Consider the following 18,279-nt stretch of genomic DNA (forward strand, 5'->3'; position numbering starts at 1 on the left):
CTCAGCCGCGGGCCGCGCGGGCAGCGCCCGGCACGGTCGGCAGGAAGGACATGTCGCGGTTGCGGATCGATCCAGGATCGTTCTTCCCCGGCGGCTGCTTCGGCGGCTTGGTGACGTTGGGCACGGTCTCGATCTCGTCCGCGTCCTTCATCAGCGCGCCCTCGGGCTTGCCGTGCGCCGGCATCGAGCCGCGCCCCGCCGGCATGCCTTCGCCCACCTTCATCGAATGGGGATGGCCGCCGCCGACGGCACGGTCGCGCGCCATCACCTCGCTCATGCACGGCGTGCCAGGCACGACGCAGCGTTCGTAGATCCGCTGGAACAGCGCCGGCTGCACGCTGCTGAAGAACATCGGCGGCACCTGCTCGCTGGGCTTTTCGAGCTTGAGGTAGTTCGCCGTGTCGAGCGCGGTGCCGCTCGCCTTCGCCTTGGCGACCCATTCATCGAACCCGGGCCGGTCGAAGCCGAGCAGGCGGAAGCGCATGTAGGAGAAGCCGGCACCGCTGTAGTTCGCCGACATGCCTTCATATTCGCCGGTCTTGTTCAGCACCGCATGCAGCGTGCTGCGCATCGCGGGCATGGTGTAGACCATGCCGGCCAGCGTCGGCGCGTAGAAGGTGTTCATCATGTTGGTCGACGTCATGTCGAACCGCACTTCGCGATTGATCGGCAGCGCCAGCTCGTTGACCGTGGCGATGCCGTATTCGGGATAGATGAACAGCCATTTCCAGTCGAGCGAGACGACCTGGACCACCATCGGCTTTTCGTTCTTCGGCACCGGCTGGGTGGCGGAGATACGGTTCAGCGGCCGGAACGGGTCGAGCAGGTGGGTGCTCGACCAGGTCAGCGCGCCTAGCGCGATGATGATCAGCAGCGGCGCGGACCAGATGACGAGTTCCAGCGTCGTCGAATGATCGAAGTGCGGATCGTAGGTCGCGTCCTTGTTGCCCTTGCGATAGCGCCAGGCGAACACCACCGTCAGGATCATCACCGGCACGATGATCAGCAGCATCAGCGCGACCGAGATATAGATCAGGTTGCGCTGCTGGAGCGCCACGTCGCCCGCAGGGTCGAGCACGGCCCCCGAACAGCCTGCCAGCAGCGCCAGCAGCGGGATCAGGAGGGGACGGGACAGCCGTCGCACAATGGGCGTATGTTCGCGCATGTCGACCCTCCTAGGGTGAGTCCGCAGGACGCTACATTGGACAATTTGTCCAATCCCGTCACTGGTGTAGATTGGTCAAGGTAGGTTTAAGTTCGGCATGGCCTGTGGGCCAAGCCCTTATTCCTACGCCGCTGGCCGGAGCATAGCGAATGAATGCAGCCACCACTGCGCCCGACTCGACAGCCTTGGAGCGCGATGCCCGGCTGGTGAACGCGCGCGAGAAGAAGGTCGCCCCCGGCGAAATCGCGATCGGCGTCATCATCGGGCGCACCAGCGAGTTCTTCGATTTCTTCGTGTACGCGCTCGCGTCCGTGCTGGTGTTCCCGCAGCTGGTGTTCCCCTACGCCGATCCGCTGACCGGCACGCTCTACTCGTTCGCCGTCTTCGCACTGGCGTTCATCGGCCGCCCGTTCGGCACGTTGCTGTTCATGTGGATCGATCGCATGCACGGCCGCGGCACGAAGCTTACCATCGCGATCTTCCTGCTCGGCGGATCGACGATGGCGATCGCGCTGCTCCCCAGCTACCAGCAGGTCGGCGCGCTCTCCGCGGTGCTGCTGGCACTGTTCCGGTTCGGCCAGGGCATGGCGCTCGGTGGCGCGTGGGACGGTATGCCCTCATTGCTCTCGCTCAATGCGCCGGAGGACAAGCGCGGCTGGTATGCGATGATCCCGCAGCTCGGCGCGCCGCTCGGCCTCCTCGTCGCGGTCAGCCTGTTCGCCTATTTCCTGACGATCCTCTCGCCGCAGGATTTCCTCAGCTGGGGCTGGCGCTATCCGTTCTTCGTGGTGCTGGCGATCAACGTCGTCGCGCTGTTCGCCCGCTTGCGGCTCGTCGCGACGCCGGAATTCCAGCGCCTGTTCGAAAGCCGCGAGCTTCAGCCTTCGCCGGCCTTCCAGACGCTGTTCCGCGAACGCCGCACGATCCTGCTCGGCGCGCTCGCGCCGCTCGCCAGCTTCGCGCTGTTCCACCTCGTCACGGTCTTCCCGCTGTCCTGGGTCACGCTGTTCGCTGGCGAGCAGCCGGTCCGGTTCCTCGCGATCGAGGCGGCCGGCGCCGTCGTCTGCATCCTCGCGATCCTCGCCTCGGGCCTGGTTGCGGATCGTGTCGGCCGGCGCGCGGTGCTCGGCGTCTCGGCCGTGCTGATCGCCGTCTACAGCGGCTTTGCCCCGCGCCTCCTCGATTCGGGCAGCGTGGGTGAGGCGATCTACATGCTCGGCGGCTTCGTCCTGCTCGGCCTCGCCTTCGGCCAGTCCTCGGGCGTGGTGAACAGCGCCTTCCCGCCGGAAACCCGCTACACGGGCGCGGCGATCGTCGCCAATTCCGCCTGGCTGATCGGTGCCGGCTTCGCACCGCTGGTCGCGTTGTTCATTGCCAGCCGCTTCGGCCTCTGGTCGGTCGGCGTGTACCTGCTGTCCGGCGCGGCCTGCACGCTTGGCGCGCTGGCAATCAACAAGGAATGGGCGCGCAAGGCGGCCTGAGCCGTCCGGCGGATCACTGGTCCTGGCGCTCACCCACATGCTTCTCGCCGCGCTGTTCGGCGAGAAGCACCTGCCGATGCCGCTCGGCATAGCTTTCACGCTGCCGCTCGTCGCGCGCGTCGCGGCACTGTGGGCAGCTGACACCCTCCACGTATAGCGGCGAGGCGCGCTGCTCGGGGCTGACCGGCATGCGGCAGGCACGGCACAGCACGTGGCTGCCCGGCGCCAGATCATGGCCCACCGCCACCCGCTCGTCGAACACGAAGCACTCGCCGTCCCAGCTGCTGCGCGCCGCCGGCACCTTTTCCAGATAGTTCAGGATGCCGCCTTCGAGGTGATAGACGTCATCCACCCCTTCCGCCTTCAGGAAGGCCGTCGCCTTCTCGCAGCGGATGCCACCGGTGCAAAACATCGCCACCTTGTTCACGCCTTCCCGCAGCAGCGCCTCGCGATTGGCGCGGAACCAGGCTGGAAATTCGCGGAAGGTCCGCGTCCCCGGATCGATCGCACCGGGAAAGCTGCCGATCGCCACCTCGTAATCGTTGCGCGTGTCGATCACGATCGTGTCCGGCCGCGCGATCAGATCGTCCCATTCCTCCGGCGCCACGTAGGTGCCGGCATTGTTCGCCGGCTCGACGTCCGGCTCGCCCATCGAGACGATCTCCTGCTTCAGCCGCACCTTCAGGCGGTGGAACGGCATCGTCTCGGCAGCGGCATTCTTCACCGGCATGTCCGCACACCCCGGCAGGCTGCGCAAATGCGCGAGCACGCGTTCGATGCCATCGTGCGAGCCCGCGATGGTGCCGTTCACGCCCTCCTTCGCCAGCAGCAGCGTGCCGCGCACGCCCTCTTCGCGGCACAGCGCCTCGATCGGCTCGCGCAAGGCGGCAGGATCATCGAAGGTCGCGAAATGGTAAAGCGCGGTAACGCGGATGGGGGAAGTCATAGGCCCGCGATCTAGGCGCTCGCCCGCGCGGAACCAAGCCACTGGTCGGCGCGGTTGTCCGGCACCGCCGGATGAGGGACCAGACATGGCCGAAGCAACCTGGGGCGACGCCACGCCGCCCGCGATCGACTGGAAGATGAGCGCGTCGCTCGAAAACGTCACCCGCGGCGACGCCGAGCTGCCGGAGGTAACCAACCTCGAGGCGGCGGTACGTGCCTGGCAGCAGCTCGATCCCGAGCTGAAACAGCACGCCGTGCTCTCGCTCGAACGCCCGGTAATACTCGATGACGCGATGCCACTCGATCATTTTGTCGGCGAAACGATCCAGGATCTCGCCAAACGCTTGCCTGAATGACGGAACATCGCGCAGGGCAGCGTCTTCTACCGCCGATTCATTCTTGAAAGGACACCCGGCATGGCGGCCAGCCAGATCGAGATCGACGACAGCAGCCTGCTCGACAATATCGACGCCGAACAGGTCGAATTCACCGCCGAGGTCGATGGCGACGATTACGAATTCGTCGTCCAGTACGACCTGCTCGAGGCGCTGAGCGGCGACCGGCCGGACGGCGATGCGATCGACACGTTCAACCGCTTCATCGACCAGATCGGCGACGCGGCGCTTTCGGCGCTGTCGCGCAACTCGGATGCGAACCCGGTGATCGTCAGCGAAAACGACCTCGAATAGGCCTTAGGGCCGATCCTGCCCCGCCACGCCGGCGGGGCAGTGATCTCCTGGTCAGCGCGCCGCGCCACCCGTGCGGGACCACGCACGCTCGCCCCCGATCCAGGTCTGCTCCACCTTCGTCTGGCGCAGCGCGGCGGCATCACCCGCCAGCGGATCGCGATCGACGATGATGAAATCCGCCTTCTGCCCAGGCTCCAGAGAGCCGAACTTCTTCTCGGCAAAGCCGGCATAGGCCGCGCCGCCGGTAAACGCCCACCATGCCTGGTCGCGCGTCACCGCCTCTTCGGGCCGCCAGCCGCCGACCGGCTCGCCATTCTCGTCGGTACGCGTGAACGCCGCCGCCCAGCCTGCCCAGGGATCCGGCCGCTCGACCGGGAAGTCCGATCCGAACGCCAGCTTCGCCCCATTGGCCAGCATCGTCTTCCAGGCATAGGCGCCGGTCAGCCGCTGCGGCCCCAGCCGTGCCTCCGCCATCGTCCGGTCGCTGGTGGCATGGGTCGGCTGCATCGAGGCGATCGTGCCATAGCGGCCGAAGCTCTTGAGGTCGGCCGGGTCCACCACCTGGGCGTGTTCCACGCGCCAGCGGCGATCGCCCGTGTACGTGTCGCTCAGCACCTGAATCGCGTCGAGCACATTGGCGTTCGCGCGGTCGCCGATCGCGTGCACCGCGACCTGGAAATTGTCCATCGCGGCACGGCTCATCTGGTTCTGCAGCTGCGTGTCACTCAGGAACAACAGCCCCTTCTCGCCCGGCGCATCGGCATAAGGCGCCTTCAGCGCCGCACCCCGCGATCCCAGCGCGCCATCGTCGTAGATCTTGACGCCGCCCATGCGCAGGCGATCGCCGTACAGCCAGGGCGTCGGCCCCTTGCCGCCGATCCGGCTCGCCGTGTCGATCCCGGCGGCATAGCTCATGATCCGCACGCGAAGCGCGCCGATGTCGCCCATGCGGCGATAGCTCAGCCAGTCGTCGATCGTCGTTCCCATGTCGGCAACTGCGGTGATGCCGTTCGACAGCAGCACCTGCTGCGCCTCCAGGAACGCTGCGTCGCGCTCCTTGGGCAGCGGCTGCGGCAGCGCCTTCTCGATCAATTGCATCGCCGCATCGACGAACACGCCGCTGGGGGCGCCGCCGGCCTTCTCGATCCGCCCACCAGCGGGCGACGGGGTGCCGGCCGTCACGCCGGCCTCGCGCATTGCCGCGCTGTTCGCCCAGCCCGCGTGGCCGTCGGCACGCTCCAGCCAGACCGCGCGCCCCTTCGACACCTCGTCGAGATCCGCCGCGGTGGGGAAGCGGCCGAGGCCCCAGGCTTCCTGGTTCCAGCCGCGCCCGAGGATCCACTGGCGATCGGGATTGGCCGCGATGTACGCCGCCACCATCGCCTTCGCCTCGTTCAGCGAGCGCGCTTTGGAGAGGTCGAGGGACAGAACGCCGAAGCCGAGCCCCATCACATGGCCATGCGCATCGATGAAGCCCGGCATCAGCGTCTTGCCGCCCATGTCGGTGCGCCAGTCGTACAGCGGCTTGCCGGCGTTCTTCTTCAGCTCCTTGCGGCTGAGCTTCGGCGGCTCCTCGCCCGGCGGCACCAGCCGCGTGACCTTGCCGTCCTTGTCGATCAGCAGCGCCTTGAAGCGAATCACGCGGCCATCGTTGCCGATGGTGATGCCGTTGACGTTGTCGACGATGCCATCGGCCAGCGCCGGCGTGGCCACGCATGCAAGCGCCAGCGCGAGGAGGCGCTTCATCGCGGCAGCCTCCGCACCAGCGCGCTGGTATCCTGCCGGCCACCGCCCATCTTCTGCACCTCTGCGTAGAATTGATCCACCAGCGCCGCCGCCGGCAACACCGCGCCGTTGCGCTTGGCCTCGTCGAGCGCGAGTCCCAAGTCCTTGCGCATCCAGTCGATCGCGAAGCCGAAGTCGAACTCGTCCTTCGCCATCGTCGGCCAGCGATTGACCATCTGCCAGCTTTGCGCCGCGCCGCCGGAAATCGCCTCATAGACCTTGTCGAGATCGAGGTCGCTCGCCTGGGCGAAGCGCAGCGCTTCCGACAGGCCCTGCAGCACGCCGGCGATACAGATCTGGTTGACCATCTTGGTCTGCTGCCCCGCGCCCGCCGTGCCGACATGAACTATGCGCGCGGCATAGGCTTCCATTATCGGCCGCGCGGCTGCCATTGCTGGCTCGCTTCCACCACACATGATCGAAAGCGCGCCATTTTGCGCACCCGCCTGCCCGCCTGACACCGGCGCATCCACGACGAGCGCACGCGCCGCGGCGAGGCGGCGGGCGATGTGGGCGGACACCGTGGTGTGGTCGATGAACACGGCCGCTTCGGCCATCGTGCCGAAGGCGCCGTCGGTCCCGAGAGTTACCGCGGCAAGATCATCGTCATTGCCAACGCACGTCACCACCGCGTCGGCGCCTGCCGCCGCCGCGGCCGGCGTATCGGCGACGGCCAGCCCCGTCGCCTCCGCCTTCGCGCGCGTGCGGTTATAGACGGTCACGTCATGGCCGGCGCGGGCAAGGTGCCCGGCCATCGGGGCACCCATCACGCCGGTGCCGATGAAAGCGATCTTCATGTTGTCGGCGGATAGGCGCTGTTTGCACCGCGCGCCAGATGGTCCTAGTGCGCGCCTGCGAACCTGGATCAATGATCCCGTTCGGGCCGAGCCGGTCGAAACCCCTGCCCTTCTTCTTCGAAGAAAAGACAGCCGTTCGACCGACATGGCGCGAACCGGCCTTGGGATTTGGAAGATGGCGACTGCGGCACAGACCTCGACCGAGCTTCTCCCTGTCAGCATTGCTGACGTGCGCGCTGCGCATGAACGGATTCGCGATTCGATTGTCCGCACGCCCACGCTGGTCAGCAAGACGCTGTCCAACCTCACCGGCGCCACGGTGTATCTGAAGTTCGAAAACCTTCAGTTCACTGCCGCCTACAAGGAACGCGGCGCGCTCAACACGCTGCTCTTGCTGAGCGATGAGGCAAAGGCGCGCGGCGTCATCGCCGCCTCGGCCGGCAATCATGCGCAGGGCCTCGCCTATCACGCCAACCGCCTCGGCGTTCCCGCGACGATCGTCATGCCCACCAACACGCCGACGGTGAAGGTGGTGCAGACGGAAGGCCATGGCGCCACGGTGGTGCTCCACGGCACGACCTATGACGCGGCCTATGCCCATGCGCGCGAGCTGGAGAAGGAGCGCGGCTACACCTTCGTCCATCCGTTCGACGATCCGCGCGTCATCGCCGGCCAGGGCACCGTCGCGATCGAGATGCTGCAGGACGTGCCGGGACTGGACACGCTGGTCGTGCCGATCGGCGGCGGCGGGCTCATTTCCGGCATGTCGACCGTGGCGCGCGCGGCGGATCATCCGATCGAGGTGATCGGCGTCCAGGCCGAGCTGTACCCCTCGATGTACAACAAGTTGCGCCACACGGAGCTGCCCTGTGCCGGCGATACCCTTGCTGAGGGCATCGCGGTGAAGGAGCCGGGCGGCATAACCGCCAAGATGGTCGAGGCGTTGGTCGACGACATCGTGCTCGTCTCGGAACGCAGTCTCGAGGAATCGGTCAGCCTGCTGCTCCAGATCGAAAAGACGGTGGTGGAGGGCGCCGGCGCCGCGGGGCTCGCCGCACTGCTCGCCAACAAGGATCGCTTCGCCGGCAAGACGGTCGGCATCGTGCTGTGCGGCGGCAATATCGACACGCGGCTGCTCGCCAACGTCCTCCTGCGCGATCTCGCCCGGTCGGGCCGCCTCGCTCGCCTGCGCATCCGGCTGCAGGATCAACCCGGCGCACTCTACAATGTGGCGCGCATCTTCGATCAGGAACGGGTCAACATCCTGGAGCTCGCGCACCAGCGCATCTTCACCAACCTGCCGGCGAAGGGCCTCAGCCTCGACGTCGAGTGCGAAACGCGCGATCGCGCGCACCTCGATCGCCTGCTCGCGGCGCTCGGCACCGCCGGCTACGAAGTGAAGCTGATCGAACTCGCCTAGTCTACGCCGGGCACGCCGCAGCTTAGGCGGCGGCGTGGCCAGTCTAGGCGGAACGCAACGACTGCCCCGTAACGGGGCACTGATGCCTGCTGGAAAGAATTAGCGGGGCGGATTAAGCCTTTATGGTGACGTCACCGCTTCCCAAGCCCCGGTCCGGTACTCATATCCTTTGTTCAGGGTGCGCACCGGCGCATTCGTCCGGAGATACGTCGCGGTGACCGCGCCCTTTCGATTTCCTCGCTTCTTCGTCACCAGCCCTGCGCCCTGTCCCTATCTTCCCGGGCGGCAGGAGCGCAAAGTCTTCACCGAACTGGCGGGCGCGCACGCGAATGAACTGAACGATGCGCTCGGGCGGATCGGCTTTCGCCGCAGTCAGTCGGTTGCCTATCGCCCGTCGTGCGCGGGGTGCAATGCGTGCATCTCGGTTCGCGTCGTCACCCGCGATTTCCGCCCCAGTGCGACGCAGCGCAAGCTCATCCGCCGCAACGCTGATCTCGAAGTCACTGCCTGCCGCCCCTGGGCGACGGACGAGCAATATCAGCTGCTCCGCCGTTATCTCGGGCATCGCCATCCCGGCGGCGGCATGGCCGGCATGGACGATCAGGATTACGCCGACATGGTCGAACAATCCCCCGTGAATTCGGTGATCGTCGAATATCGTGAGCCGTCAGTGGATGGCGTGCCCGGCACACTGATCGGCGCCTGCCTCACCGATCAGCAGGGCGACGGGCTGTCGATGATCTACAGCTTCTTCGCGCCCGAGGCGGATGCGCGCCAGGGGCTCGGCAGCCTCATCATCCTCGATCACATCCTGCGCGCGCGCGCCGCCGGCCTGCCTTATGTCTATCTCGGATACTGGGTGAAGGGCTCGGCCCGCATGGCGTACAAGACGCGCTATCGCCCGCTCGAACTGCTCACCGCGCGCGGCTGGGTACTGGCCGGGGACGATGACATCTCCCCGTCCGAGGTTAGCGAGCGGGCCCGCGAACTCGCCTAGCAAAACGGCGCGGCGACCCGCGTAGTCACTCCTCGCTTTGCACCGTGACGTCGACGTCCAGCCGCTCCTGCCCGTCGCCCAGACGCGAGCCCTGCACCGGCGCCGCGCCCGCCGCGTCCAGCGCGATCGCGACGCGCACGTGATGCTCCTCGGGTGAGAGGCCAAGCAGCGGATCGAACCCGATCCAGCCGCAGTCCGGCACGTAGGCTTCGGCCCAGCCATGCGGCGTCGGCCGATGGTCACCCGCAAGGTCGCAATAACCCGTCACGTAGCGTGCCGGCGCACCCAGCGATCGCGCACCGGCAATGAAGATCTGCGTCATGTCGCGCGCGGTCAGCACTGGGCGGGCGAAGGCCGCCGCCGCGGTCAGGCCCTGCACTGGCCGGCCAGGGTCGGCGGCATAACGCTCATGGATCGCCAGGTTCAGCCGGTGGAGCCCCGCTATGTCGGCGGCTCCGCTCACCTCCTGCGCAAAGGTCGCAATCACCGCATCGGCCGCGGTCGCCGGGGTCGCGCGCAGGAACAATGATGGCGGCAGCACCTCGTTGGATCCCTGCACGATCCCGCCGGACGAACTCGTCACCACGTCGCCGGTGACGGTCAGCTCGATCTCCTCCACCGGCCCCGCGCAATACAGCATGGTCGTCGCATTGCCGAAGCCGTCGCGATGATGCGTCATGCGCGCGTCGCAATCGACCGCGATGTGCCAGTCCGCCACGGTCTGGTCATGCGTATTGTCGGGCGTCATGCGCAACATCTGCACAACGCGGCCCTGCGGGGCAGTGAAGCGGTAGGTGGTGCGATGCTCGATCGACAGCCGCATCAGAGGAACTTGAACTGCCGGCCGATGGCGGTGTGCAACTGGTCATTCTCGGCGATCAGCGCCTGCAGATGCTGATGCAGCCCGGATACGATCACTTCGCTCGTCCGCGTGCGCGCAATCCGGGCGTGGCGCGCCCGCGCCATCCGGTCCGCCTCGCCATGGGCGCCAGTTCGCTTGGCCAGCAACGTCAGCACCTCGACTGTCTCTTCACTCGCGGCGGCGATGCTTCGCGGCAGCTCGGCCCGCGCCAGCAGCAGGTCAATGACGTTCGCCGGCACCAGTCCGTCATTGTAGAGCCAGCGATACGCGGTCACGGCGGACACGGTCTGCAGGATCGTCGTCCACTGGTCGCGGTCCACCGTCCCGCCGACGCTCTGATCCTCGGGCAGCAGGATGTGATATTTCACGTCCAGCAGCCGCGCCGTGTTGTCCAGCCGTTCGGTCGCCTGTCCCAGCCGGATAAAAAGCGTCGTCTGGTTGCGCAGCATGCGGTGGATTGCGCCCTCGAAGCCGCGCGTCTCCGCCTTCACCGCATCCACCAGCGCCAACGTGCGGTCGGGATCGGCCCGCCCCATCCTCTTGTCGAACACCAGCCACGCGCCGTTGATCGCCTGCCACGCCTCGCGCGTCAGCGCGGTGCGCACTGCCTTGGCGTTCATCCGCGCCATGTCCAGGCAGCGCACGATCGATCCCGGGTGTGAACTGTCGCTGGTCAGGAACCGCGCCACCGCCTCGCGCGTCAGGCTGCCGGCGCTCGCGGCAAAGGCAGCATCGGTTTCCGTCACGGTCAGCGCTGACAGCCACGCCGCCTCGCCGGCCGGCCGCGGCGACAGCACGTCTAGCCGAACGGTGGCCTCCACCAGCCGGGCGATGAAGTCGGCGCGCTCCACATATCGTCCCAGCCAGTATAGCGAGGACGCGGTCCGGCTCAGCATGCGCGGCCACCCGCTGCGGTTCGCGCGTCGGGGTTCGGGCGGCGCCTCACGCGGATTGCTCCTGCACCATGCCGCCCATCATCTGGATCTGCCGCTTGCCGCCATCCAGCAGCACGAAGGAATCCTTCGTGCCGCCGCCCTGCGATGAATTCACCACCAGCGATCCTTCACGCAGCGCCACCCGCGTGAGACCACCGGGCACCACCTGCACCCCCTTAGATCCGGTCAACACGAACGGCCGAAAGTCGACGTGCCGCGGGCTGAGGCCACTGTCCGCCAGCGTCGGCACGGTCGACAGCGCCAGCGTCGGCTGCGCGATATAGCGATGCGGCTCCGCCTCCAGCGCGCGGCGGAAGTCGGCGATCTCGGCCTTCGACGCAGTCGGCCCGACGAGCATGCCATAGCCGCCCGATCCGTCGACCAGCTTCACCACCAGCTCATCGAGGTGGTCGAGCGTGTACTTAAGCGCCTCGGGCTCGCGGCAGCGGAACGTCTCGACATTCGGCAGCTTCGCCTCGCGCCCCGAATAGAAGCGCACGATCTCGGGCATGTAGCTGTAGATCGCCTTGTCATCGGCAATGCCGTTGCCCGGTGCATTGATGATCGCCACGTTGCCCGCTGCGTACGCTGCAATCAGCCCCGGCACGCCAAGCATCGAATCCGGCCGGAAGACGAGCGGATCGAGGAAGTCGTCGTCTACCCGGCGATAGATCACGTCCACCTTCACGCGGCCCGCGATGGTGCGCATGTACACCGCGTCGTCATCGACCACGAGATCCGCCGCCTCGACCAGCTCAATTCCCATCGAATCGGCAAGGAAGCTGTGCTCGTAATAGGCGGAATTATACGGCCCCGGGGTCAGCACCACGCAGGTCGGGTTCTGCCCGCAGCCGCGCGGCGCCACCGATCGCATCGTTTCCAGCAGCCGGTCCGGATAGCTGTCGACGGCCGCCACCCGGAACTGCTCGAACAGCTCGGGGCAGAGCCGCACCATCGCCTCGCGGTTCTCCAGCATGTAGCTGACGCCGGACGGCGTGCGCGCATTGTCCTCCAGCACAAAGAATTCGTCCGGCCCGGTGCGTACGAGGTCGATCCCGCAGATATGCGCCCACACGCCGTGCGGCGGGCGGATGCCCGCAATCTCGGGGCGGAACTGCGGATTGTGGAAGATCAGGTCCTCGGGCAGCACGCCCGCCTTCAGGATCTCCTGCGCGCCGTAGATATCGTCGAGAAAGGCATTGATCGCCTCCACGCGCTGGATCAGCCCTTCGGACAGGCGGGTCCATTCGTCGGCCAGGAACACGCGCGGCACGATATCGAACGGGATGATCCGCTCGCTTGCGTCGCTGTCGCCATAAACGGCGAAGGTGATGCCCAGCTGGCGGAACGTGGTTTCGGCGGCTTCCTGGCGGCGGCGCAGCTCATCCGCCGGCGTTTCGACCAGCCAGCGGCCAAGATCCGCCAGCTCCGGGCGGACCGTGCCGCCACTACCCATGATTTCGTCGAACGCCTTATGCCCCATTCGCCGCCCAACGTTGGAGGATCGTTTCGGATGCATGCTGCGCGAGAATGCTGCGGCGCACAAGCTCTGGGTTAACTAGATTCTTTACGCGGTTTGCCGGGCATTGTTCCAGCTTCGACACGAACGCGCCCGGCCGCAGCGGGCGCGGCAATCAAGAGACCGAAACTCGGCCCACCAGAGGGGCCAGCGTCACACGCGCGCCGCCCTACTCAACCCGCGTATTTGACCGAACAACCGTACGGCCGCGTCTCGGGCACCGACACCGGCTTGCCCGCCTTCACCTCGCCCAGCGCGGCCAGCACATGGTTGCGCGCGCCCGCGATGTCGGCCTTGTCCGCGGTCGGCTTGTCGTCGATCCCGCCTTGGTAGACGAGCTTCCCCGACGCATCGATCAGGTACATGTGCGGCGTCGTCTTGGCGGCATAGCCCTTGCCCACACGCCCCTGCGGATCGAGCAGATAGGCAGTCGGCTGCGCCTTCTGCGCGGTCACGAACTTCTTCGCTTCCGGCCCGGTCATGTAACCCTGCTTGCCCGGCGCGCCCGAATTGATCGTCAGCCACACCGCGCCCGCGGCTTTCGCCTTGGCCTGCGTCGCCTGCATGTTCCCGCTGTCGTAATGCTTCTGCACGAACGGGCAGCCGGGGTTGTTCCACTCCAGCACCACTGGCCGGCCCTTGAACTGGTCCAGCGTCACGCTCTTGCCGTCGGCGTCGGTCAGGCGGAAGTTGCCGGCTGGCTTGCCGGTCACTTGCTGCGCGGCGGCCGGCACGATCGCCAGCCCGGCAAGCGAGATCGCGGCGATCGGGATGAAGGACAGGATACGCATCATCACTCTCCTCAAGTCGTGCCCCCCGGCAATTGCGCGAGCATGCCTGCGGTCAGCACTTGCGGCAAGACCTGCGGCTCGGGTGCGCCCTTGGGATACCAGAGATACAGCGGCACGCCGGCGCGGTTGTGCGTCTCGATGAACCGGCCAAGCACCGGATCGCCGTCCGTCCAGTCGCCCACCAGCACCGCGACACCGCCGTCCTTGAACGCCCGAGTCGCAACGTCGGTCTCGATCGCCGCCTTTTCGTTGACCTTGCACGTCAGGCACCAGTCGGCGGTGAAATAGGCGAACACCGGCCGCCCTTCCGCACGCAGGGCGGCAAGCCGCGCCTCGCTGAACGGCTCCGCTCCCGCGAGCGCCGGCGCTGAGGTCGCCGCCTGCGGCTTCACCAGCACCACTGCCACCGCCGCCAGCGCCAGCGCGGGCACCGCCGGCCACCACGCCCGCTCGCCACCGCTCGCCTGCCGCCGCCCGGTCCACCACAGGCCGAACCCCGCCAGCAGCACGGCAGCCAGCCCAATCGTCATCCCGTCGACGCCCGCCTGCCGCCCCAACACCCAGGCGAGCGCCAGCGCGGTGAGGAACATCGGCACGGACAGGATGCGCCGCAGCCGCCCCATCCACGCGCCCGGGCGCGGCAACCGCCGCCGCAGCGCCGGTACGAAGCCGATCGCTAGGAACGGCAGCGCAATCCCCAGCCCCAGCCCGGCGAACACCAGTAGCGCCGCCGCCGCCGGCAGCACGAGGGCCGCGCCGAGTGCCGCGCCCATGAACGGGCCTGTGCACGGCGTCGCTACGAATGCGGCCAGTGCGCCAGTGGCGAAGGCGCCGCTCGCGCCCGACCGACTGGCGAAGCGCGGCGTCGGCAGCTCGAACAAGCCGGCGAGGTTCAGCGCAATCGCGGTGACGAGCAGCAGCAGCACCCCGATCACCCGCGGGTCCTGCAGCTGGAATGCCCAGCCAACCGTTGCGCCGCCCGCGCGCAGCGCCAGCAACGCGCCGCCCAGTGCCAGGCACACCAGCACCACGCCGGCGGTATAGGCCAGCGCCTCGCGCCGCGCCGCGCTCTCCGTCTCGCCCGATTTGGCGAGGCTCAGCGCCTTCAGGCTCAGGATCGGAAAGACGCAGGGCATGATGTTGAGCAGCAGCCCGCCCATCAGCGCGCCGCCGAACGCCAGCGCCGCCGCCTGCCACCCGGCCGTGCCAAGCCCCGATGATCCCTCCGCCGCCGCCACGGTGCCCTGCACCGCGCGAATGGAGAATCCCTCGCCGTCCCCGGTCGCCAGCACGCCCTCGATCGCGCCCGTCGCCGGCGTCTGCGCCGCCTTCGTCGTCACCACGATCCGGTCGCCGTCGCGCACTGCCGCCTGCGGCGCGGCATAATCGATCGCGCCGCCAGCGAGGGGATAGAAATAGATCTGCTCTGCGGTCGCGCTCGCGGGGAACGGCACGCCCAGCCGGAACTCGCCCTGCGCTGCCTGCCACACGCCTTCGGAGCCGAGCGGCCGCGGCAGCTTCTGCCGCCAGCGATCGAACTTCGCGCGCGTTGCCGGGTCCACGGCGCCATCGCCCACCGTCAGCTCGGTCGACAGCATCTGCGTCTCGGGTACGCAGATCTCCTCGGTGCAGACGAGATAATCCGCCTTAACGCTCACCGGCAGCCGCGTGCCCGGCGCCAGCCCCGCGGGAATTTTGAGATCCACCAGCTGCGCGAACGGCGCCTCATAGACGTAGTTCATCAGCCCGCCGACGATCAGCCGTCCGGGTACCGGATAACGCAGCTCGCCTGCGCTTATCCCATCGGGCAGCGTCCACTTCAGCTGCGTCTCGATCCCGGCGTCGCCGCCGTTCTTCCAATAGCCGTGCCAGCCCTTCTCGGGCCGCGAATCAAACGCCAGCGTCACGATCGATCCCGGCGCCGGCTGCGGCGTCTCGGGAACCAGGCTGATCGCGACATGCCGCGTTTGCATGCCCGGCACCTGCGCTGCGGCGGCCTGCGCCAGCAGCGTCATGACCATGAAAAACAGGGTTGCTACCCAAGCTTGCCTAGCCGCCATGTCAGGCACATACCGCGCTCGGCCCCGCAATGCACCTAAGGTCCCCGATGAAAGCTCTTCTTGCCGCCCTTCTCGCCTCGATCGCGCTGCCCGTCGCCGCGCAGGAAGCCGCGCCCGACGCTGGCTCCACGACTGTCACGACTTCCGCCCCCGCGCCAAGCACCCCGCCCAAGCTGATCGTCGCGATCTCGGTGGATCAGTTCTCGGCCGATCTCTTCGCGCAATATCGCAATCACTTCACTGACGGGTTCGCGCGCTTGCTGCAGGGCGCCGTCTTCCCGGCGGGCTACCAGAGCCACGCCGCGACCGAGACGTGCCCCGGCCACTCGACGATCCTCACCGGGATGCGCCCCGGCCACACCGGCATCATCGCCAACACCTGGATCGATCAGAAGGCGCCGCGGGAGGACAAGCAGGTCTATTGCGCCGAGGACGAGCGCGTCGCCGGCAGCAACCACAATGTCTACACCCCGTCCGATCTTCACCTGAAGGTGCCGACGCTCGGCGAGATGATGAAGGCGGCAAACCCCGCCAGCCGCGTCGTCGCGGTCGCCGGCAAGGATCGCGCGGCGATCATGATGGGCGGCCACAAGGTGGACGAGCTCTGGTTCTGGGGCGGCAAGGATTTCGTCTCCTACGCCGGCCGTCCGGTCCCCGGCGCCGTCCAGCGCGGGCGTGACGCGGTGGCAAAGCTGATCGCTTCCCCGCAGGAGCCGCTGCCGGTGCCCGGCTTCTGCCGGCCGCTGATGCAGCCGATCGACATCGGCGGGCAGGTGATGGGCAACGGCCGCTTCGCCCGCGCCGCCGGTGACACGCGCGCCTTTCGCGCCTCGCCCGCGCTCGACGGCGCGGTCTTCGCGATCGCCGCTGGCCTCATCCAGGACATGAAGCTCGGTCAGGGCACCGCCCCCGATCTGATCGCGATCGGCGCCTCGGCTACCGATTATGTCGGCCACGGCTATGGCCCGGGCGGCGGCGAGATGTGCCTCCAGATGGCGGAACTCGATCGCACCATCGGCGGCTTCCTCGCCACGCTCGATTCGTGGGGCATCGACTATGAAGTGGTGCTGACCGCCGACCACGGCGGCCATGACACGACGGAGCGCCAGCAGCAGCGCGCGATGCCCATGGAAAGCCGCGTCGCGGCCGATCTGTCTGTGTCCGATATTGGCGCCGCGATCGGCAAGCAGCTCGGCATCGCGGGCCCGGTCCTGCTCGGCTCGGAAGGCGACGTCTACGTTTCGGACAGCGTTCCCGCCAACAAGCGCGCCGCCGTCATCGCCGCAGCGGTGAAGCAGATCCGCGCCCATCCGCAGGTGCAGGCGGTCTATACCCGTGACGAGATCGCCGCCTCGTCGGTCCCGGCTGCACCGCCCGAAACCTGGACGCTGCTGCAGCGCGCCCATGCCTCGTTCGATCCGGAGCGGTCGGGCGATTTCCTCATCATGCTGAAGCCCCGCGTCACCGGCATCGCCAAGCCTGGCCCCGGCTATGTCGCGACACACGGCAGCCCTTGGGATTATGACCGCCGCGTGCCGATCCTGTTCTGGCGCAAGGGCATGAACGGCTTCGAACAGCCGCAGTCGGTGGAAACGGTGGATATCGTGCCAACGCTCGCCGCCACCATCGGCCTCAAGGTCAACGGCCTCGACGGCCGCTGCCTCGATCTCGACAGCGGCCCCGCCAACACCTGCAGCTAATCGACACTAAGCCCCTCCCCTCCGGGGGAGGGGCAGGGCGGGGCTCGTCCACACTCCCCGCCCATTCGCCGTCGGTACGTCCGCCTACGGCTGCCGCACCTCGTACGCGCGCACCCCTGGCCCTAGCCGGTTCTCGCCTAGCGCCACCCGCTCACCGCTCACATTCGCCACGAACGCCGGGCTCTTCGCCTGCCCCGGCGCCAGGCTCGCGACATTGTCGTGCACGCTAAGGCCCGCGGAGCGGTACTTGCGCTGCTCCGCCGCCACCACGATCATCCCGCCCCAATTTTCCTTGCGCGTACCCTGGACGAAGGTGTTGCGCGCGATCTCGCCGGTCGCCCCTTCGGGCAGGTCGATCATGTAGTTCGTCCGGTCGCCCGCCGTATCATCGAAGCTGTTGTCGGTGATCCGCACCTTGGGCACGCGCAGCTTGACGTAATGGCCGCCCTGCCCGCGATCGAAGCGCGAATTGGTGATCGTCACGCTGCCACGGCTGCCGAGGTACACCGAATGCGCGCAATCCTCGGTCTCATGGCACTGCCCCAGCCCCGAGAAGGTCGATCGATCGATCGTGACGTTCGATGCGTCATCGGTGCCGCCCAGGATCCCCTCCTGGCTGTCGAGGAACATCGAATTGCGCACTACGAGGTCGCCAATCTCGATGCGGATCCCCGCGCCATTGCCATCCGGCACCCGGATCTTGCGGAAGACGAGGCCGTCGACCACCGCCCCGCCGCCGCGCAGCACCAGCGCCGCCTTCCCCTCGCACGCGCCCTCGAAGATCGCGGTCCCCGGCTCCACCGCCTTGAAGGTGATGCGGCCCGCCTGCTGTACTGCGCACTCGCGATACACGCCCGGTGCGATCAGCACGGTGAAGTCGCGCCCGCGATTCTCCATCAGCGCATCGTCCAGCGTCGCGAAGCTCTGGCCGGTCTCCTGCACCGTGAAAGGTCCGCGGCCTTGCTGTGCGGCGGCCGGCGCGGCGAGCGCAACCATCAGGAGAACAGCGGGAATGCGCATGAAGAAAGTCCTTTCCCTGCCGCCCTGTCGCGCGGCGGCGAGCAGCGGCAGCAGCTTCCGGGGTTAACGCCCATGCCCGCCCGGCGCATCGGTTGACGCGCACCCCCGCTGTC

At 67.6% G+C, this 18,279-nt stretch carries 16 protein-coding genes; 6 read left to right on the top strand and 10 right to left on the bottom strand.

The genetic code is table 11. The annotated features are described in order from the left end of the window. Position 1: 1 nt before the first annotated feature. Positions 2-1,165 (bottom strand): ubiquinol oxidase subunit II, encoded by a 1,164-nt coding sequence (cyoA, locus tag ACH0AE_RS12825; RefSeq protein ID WP_294443019.1) that lies wholly within the window; start codon positions 1,163-1,165, stop codon positions 2-4. Positions 1,166-1,314: 149 nt separating this feature from the next. On the opposite strand from cyoA, the gene ACH0AE_RS12830 reads away from it, so the two are divergent. Then, entirely contained in the window at positions 1,315-2,646 is a 1,332-nt protein-coding gene (locus tag ACH0AE_RS12830; protein WP_294443018.1) for an MFS transporter, read from the top strand. A 13-nt stretch (positions 2,647-2,659) separates the two neighbouring features. Here the strand turns inward: ACH0AE_RS12830 and ACH0AE_RS12835 are convergent, their stop codons facing one another. Next, a complete protein-coding gene (locus ACH0AE_RS12835) occupies positions 2,660-3,592 on the bottom strand; it encodes a rhodanese-related sulfurtransferase (protein ID WP_294443017.1) in 933 nt (310 codons plus the stop codon). Positions 3,593-3,677: 85 nt separating this feature from the next. Between ACH0AE_RS12835 and ACH0AE_RS12840 the strand changes: the two genes are divergently transcribed. Together ACH0AE_RS12840 and ACH0AE_RS12845 are read left to right on the top strand one after the other, a co-directional pair. Beyond that, the gene (locus tag ACH0AE_RS12840) at positions 3,678-3,947 is read left to right on the top strand and encodes a hypothetical protein (protein WP_406875783.1); all 270 of its coding nucleotides are present in this window, start codon (positions 3,678-3,680) and stop codon (positions 3,945-3,947) included. Positions 3,948-4,007: 60 nt separating this feature from the next. Next, entirely contained in the window at positions 4,008-4,280 is a 273-nt protein-coding gene (locus ACH0AE_RS12845; protein ID WP_294443012.1) for a DUF1488 family protein, read from the top strand. Between the two features lie 51 nt (positions 4,281-4,331). Here the strand turns inward: ACH0AE_RS12845 and ACH0AE_RS12850 are convergent, their stop codons facing one another. Both ACH0AE_RS12850 and ACH0AE_RS12855 read right to left on the bottom strand, forming a co-directional pair. Continuing rightward, positions 4,332-6,026: an amidohydrolase gene (locus tag ACH0AE_RS12850; RefSeq protein ID WP_294443011.1), complete on the bottom strand. Its 1,695-nt coding sequence runs from the start codon at positions 6,024-6,026 to the stop codon at positions 4,332-4,334. Then, entirely contained in the window at positions 6,023-6,862 is an 840-nt protein-coding gene (locus tag ACH0AE_RS12855) for an NAD(P)-dependent oxidoreductase (protein ID WP_294443010.1), read from the bottom strand. The genes ACH0AE_RS12850 and ACH0AE_RS12855 overlap by 4 nt, the downstream gene beginning before the upstream one ends. Before the next feature lie 175 nt (positions 6,863-7,037). Here ACH0AE_RS12855 and ACH0AE_RS12860 point away from each other — a divergent pair, with 175 nt between their 5' ends. Both ACH0AE_RS12860 and ACH0AE_RS12865 read left to right on the top strand, forming a co-directional pair. After that, the gene (locus ACH0AE_RS12860) at positions 7,038-8,282 is read left to right on the top strand and encodes a threonine ammonia-lyase (RefSeq protein ID WP_294443009.1); all 1,245 of its coding nucleotides are present in this window, start codon (positions 7,038-7,040) and stop codon (positions 8,280-8,282) included. A gap of 214 nt (positions 8,283-8,496) precedes the next feature. Then, positions 8,497-9,279, top strand: a complete 783-nt coding sequence (locus ACH0AE_RS12865; protein ID WP_294443008.1) for an arginyltransferase — start codon at positions 8,497-8,499, stop codon at positions 9,277-9,279. 25 nt (positions 9,280-9,304) lie between these two features. Here ACH0AE_RS12865 and ACH0AE_RS12870 read toward each other — a convergent pair whose 3' ends face one another. The 5 genes from ACH0AE_RS12870 to ACH0AE_RS12890 all read right to left on the bottom strand — a co-directional run bounded on the left by ACH0AE_RS12870 (position 9,305) and on the right by ACH0AE_RS12890 (position 15,407). Beyond that, on the bottom strand, positions 9,305-10,102 hold the full coding sequence (locus ACH0AE_RS12870; RefSeq protein ID WP_294443007.1) for a transglutaminase family protein: 798 nt from the start codon (positions 10,100-10,102) through the stop codon (positions 9,305-9,307). Next, positions 10,102-11,037: an alpha-E domain-containing protein gene (locus ACH0AE_RS12875; protein ID WP_294443006.1), complete on the bottom strand. Its 936-nt coding sequence runs from the start codon at positions 11,035-11,037 to the stop codon at positions 10,102-10,104. The genes ACH0AE_RS12870 and ACH0AE_RS12875 overlap by 1 nt, the downstream gene beginning before the upstream one ends. 46 nt (positions 11,038-11,083) lie before the next feature. Then, a complete protein-coding gene (locus tag ACH0AE_RS12880; RefSeq protein WP_294443005.1) occupies positions 11,084-12,559 on the bottom strand; it encodes a circularly permuted type 2 ATP-grasp protein in 1,476 nt (491 codons plus the stop codon). Between the two features lie 209 nt (positions 12,560-12,768). After that, a complete protein-coding gene (locus tag ACH0AE_RS12885; RefSeq protein ID WP_294443004.1) occupies positions 12,769-13,386 on the bottom strand; it encodes a redoxin domain-containing protein in 618 nt (205 codons plus the stop codon). A gap of 11 nt (positions 13,387-13,397) precedes the next feature. Then, the gene (locus tag ACH0AE_RS12890) at positions 13,398-15,407 is read right to left on the bottom strand and encodes a protein-disulfide reductase DsbD (protein WP_294443003.1); all 2,010 of its coding nucleotides are present in this window, start codon (positions 15,405-15,407) and stop codon (positions 13,398-13,400) included. A gap of 86 nt (positions 15,408-15,493) precedes the next feature. Between ACH0AE_RS12890 and ACH0AE_RS12895 the strand changes: the two genes are divergently transcribed. Further along, positions 15,494-17,146 (top strand): alkaline phosphatase family protein, encoded by a 1,653-nt coding sequence (locus ACH0AE_RS12895; protein ID WP_406875784.1) that lies wholly within the window; start codon positions 15,494-15,496, stop codon positions 17,144-17,146. A gap of 84 nt (positions 17,147-17,230) precedes the next feature. Here ACH0AE_RS12895 and ACH0AE_RS12900 read toward each other — a convergent pair whose 3' ends face one another. After that, the gene (locus ACH0AE_RS12900) at positions 17,231-18,166 is read right to left on the bottom strand and encodes a right-handed parallel beta-helix repeat-containing protein (protein WP_294443000.1); all 936 of its coding nucleotides are present in this window, start codon (positions 18,164-18,166) and stop codon (positions 17,231-17,233) included. Positions 18,167-18,279 lie beyond the last annotated feature (113 nt).

Origin of the sequence: Sphingomonas sp. 179-A 2A2 NHS (assembly GCF_045371305.1) — a bacterium.
In the GTDB taxonomy this organism is placed as follows: domain Bacteria; phylum Pseudomonadota; class Alphaproteobacteria; order Sphingomonadales; family Sphingomonadaceae; genus Sphingomonas.

What these genes read in the sequence shown, in the direction of transcription:
- ACH0AE_RS12830 (WP_294443018.1), top strand. Translation starts at nt 1,315, where the DNA reads ATGAATGCAGCCACCACTGCGCCCGACTCGACAGCCTTGGAGCGCGAT.
- ACH0AE_RS12845 (WP_294443012.1), top strand. Translation starts at nt 4,008, where the DNA reads ATGGCGGCCAGCCAGATCGAGATCGACGACAGCAGCCTGCTCGACAAT.
- ACH0AE_RS12875 (WP_294443006.1), bottom strand. Translation starts at nt 11,037, where the DNA reads ATGCTGAGCCGGACCGCGTCCTCGCTATACTGGCTGGGACGATATGTG.
- ACH0AE_RS12855 (WP_294443010.1), bottom strand. Translation starts at nt 6,862, where the DNA reads ATGAAGATCGCTTTCATCGGCACCGGCGTGATGGGTGCCCCGATGGCC.
- ACH0AE_RS12835 (WP_294443017.1), bottom strand. Translation starts at nt 3,592, where the DNA reads ATGACTTCCCCCATCCGCGTTACCGCGCTTTACCATTTCGCGACCTTC.
- ACH0AE_RS12850 (WP_294443011.1), bottom strand. Translation starts at nt 6,026, where the DNA reads ATGAAGCGCCTCCTCGCGCTGGCGCTTGCATGCGTGGCCACGCCGGCG.
- ACH0AE_RS12840 (WP_406875783.1), top strand. Translation starts at nt 3,678, where the DNA reads ATGGCCGAAGCAACCTGGGGCGACGCCACGCCGCCCGCGATCGACTGG.
- ACH0AE_RS12900 (WP_294443000.1), bottom strand. Translation starts at nt 18,166, where the DNA reads ATGCGCATTCCCGCTGTTCTCCTGATGGTTGCGCTCGCCGCGCCGGCC.
- ACH0AE_RS12880 (WP_294443005.1), bottom strand. Translation starts at nt 12,559, where the DNA reads ATGGGGCATAAGGCGTTCGACGAAATCATGGGTAGTGGCGGCACGGTC.
- ACH0AE_RS12860 (WP_294443009.1), top strand. Translation starts at nt 7,038, where the DNA reads ATGGCGACTGCGGCACAGACCTCGACCGAGCTTCTCCCTGTCAGCATT.
- ACH0AE_RS12885 (WP_294443004.1), bottom strand. Translation starts at nt 13,386, where the DNA reads ATGCGTATCCTGTCCTTCATCCCGATCGCCGCGATCTCGCTTGCCGGG.
- ACH0AE_RS12870 (WP_294443007.1), bottom strand. Translation starts at nt 10,102, where the DNA reads ATGCGGCTGTCGATCGAGCATCGCACCACCTACCGCTTCACTGCCCCG.
- ACH0AE_RS12895 (WP_406875784.1), top strand. Translation starts at nt 15,494, where the DNA reads ATGAAAGCTCTTCTTGCCGCCCTTCTCGCCTCGATCGCGCTGCCCGTC.
- cyoA (WP_294443019.1), bottom strand. Translation starts at nt 1,165, where the DNA reads ATGCGCGAACATACGCCCATTGTGCGACGGCTGTCCCGTCCCCTCCTG.
- ACH0AE_RS12890 (WP_294443003.1), bottom strand. Translation starts at nt 15,407, where the DNA reads ATGGTCATGACGCTGCTGGCGCAGGCCGCCGCAGCGCAGGTGCCGGGC.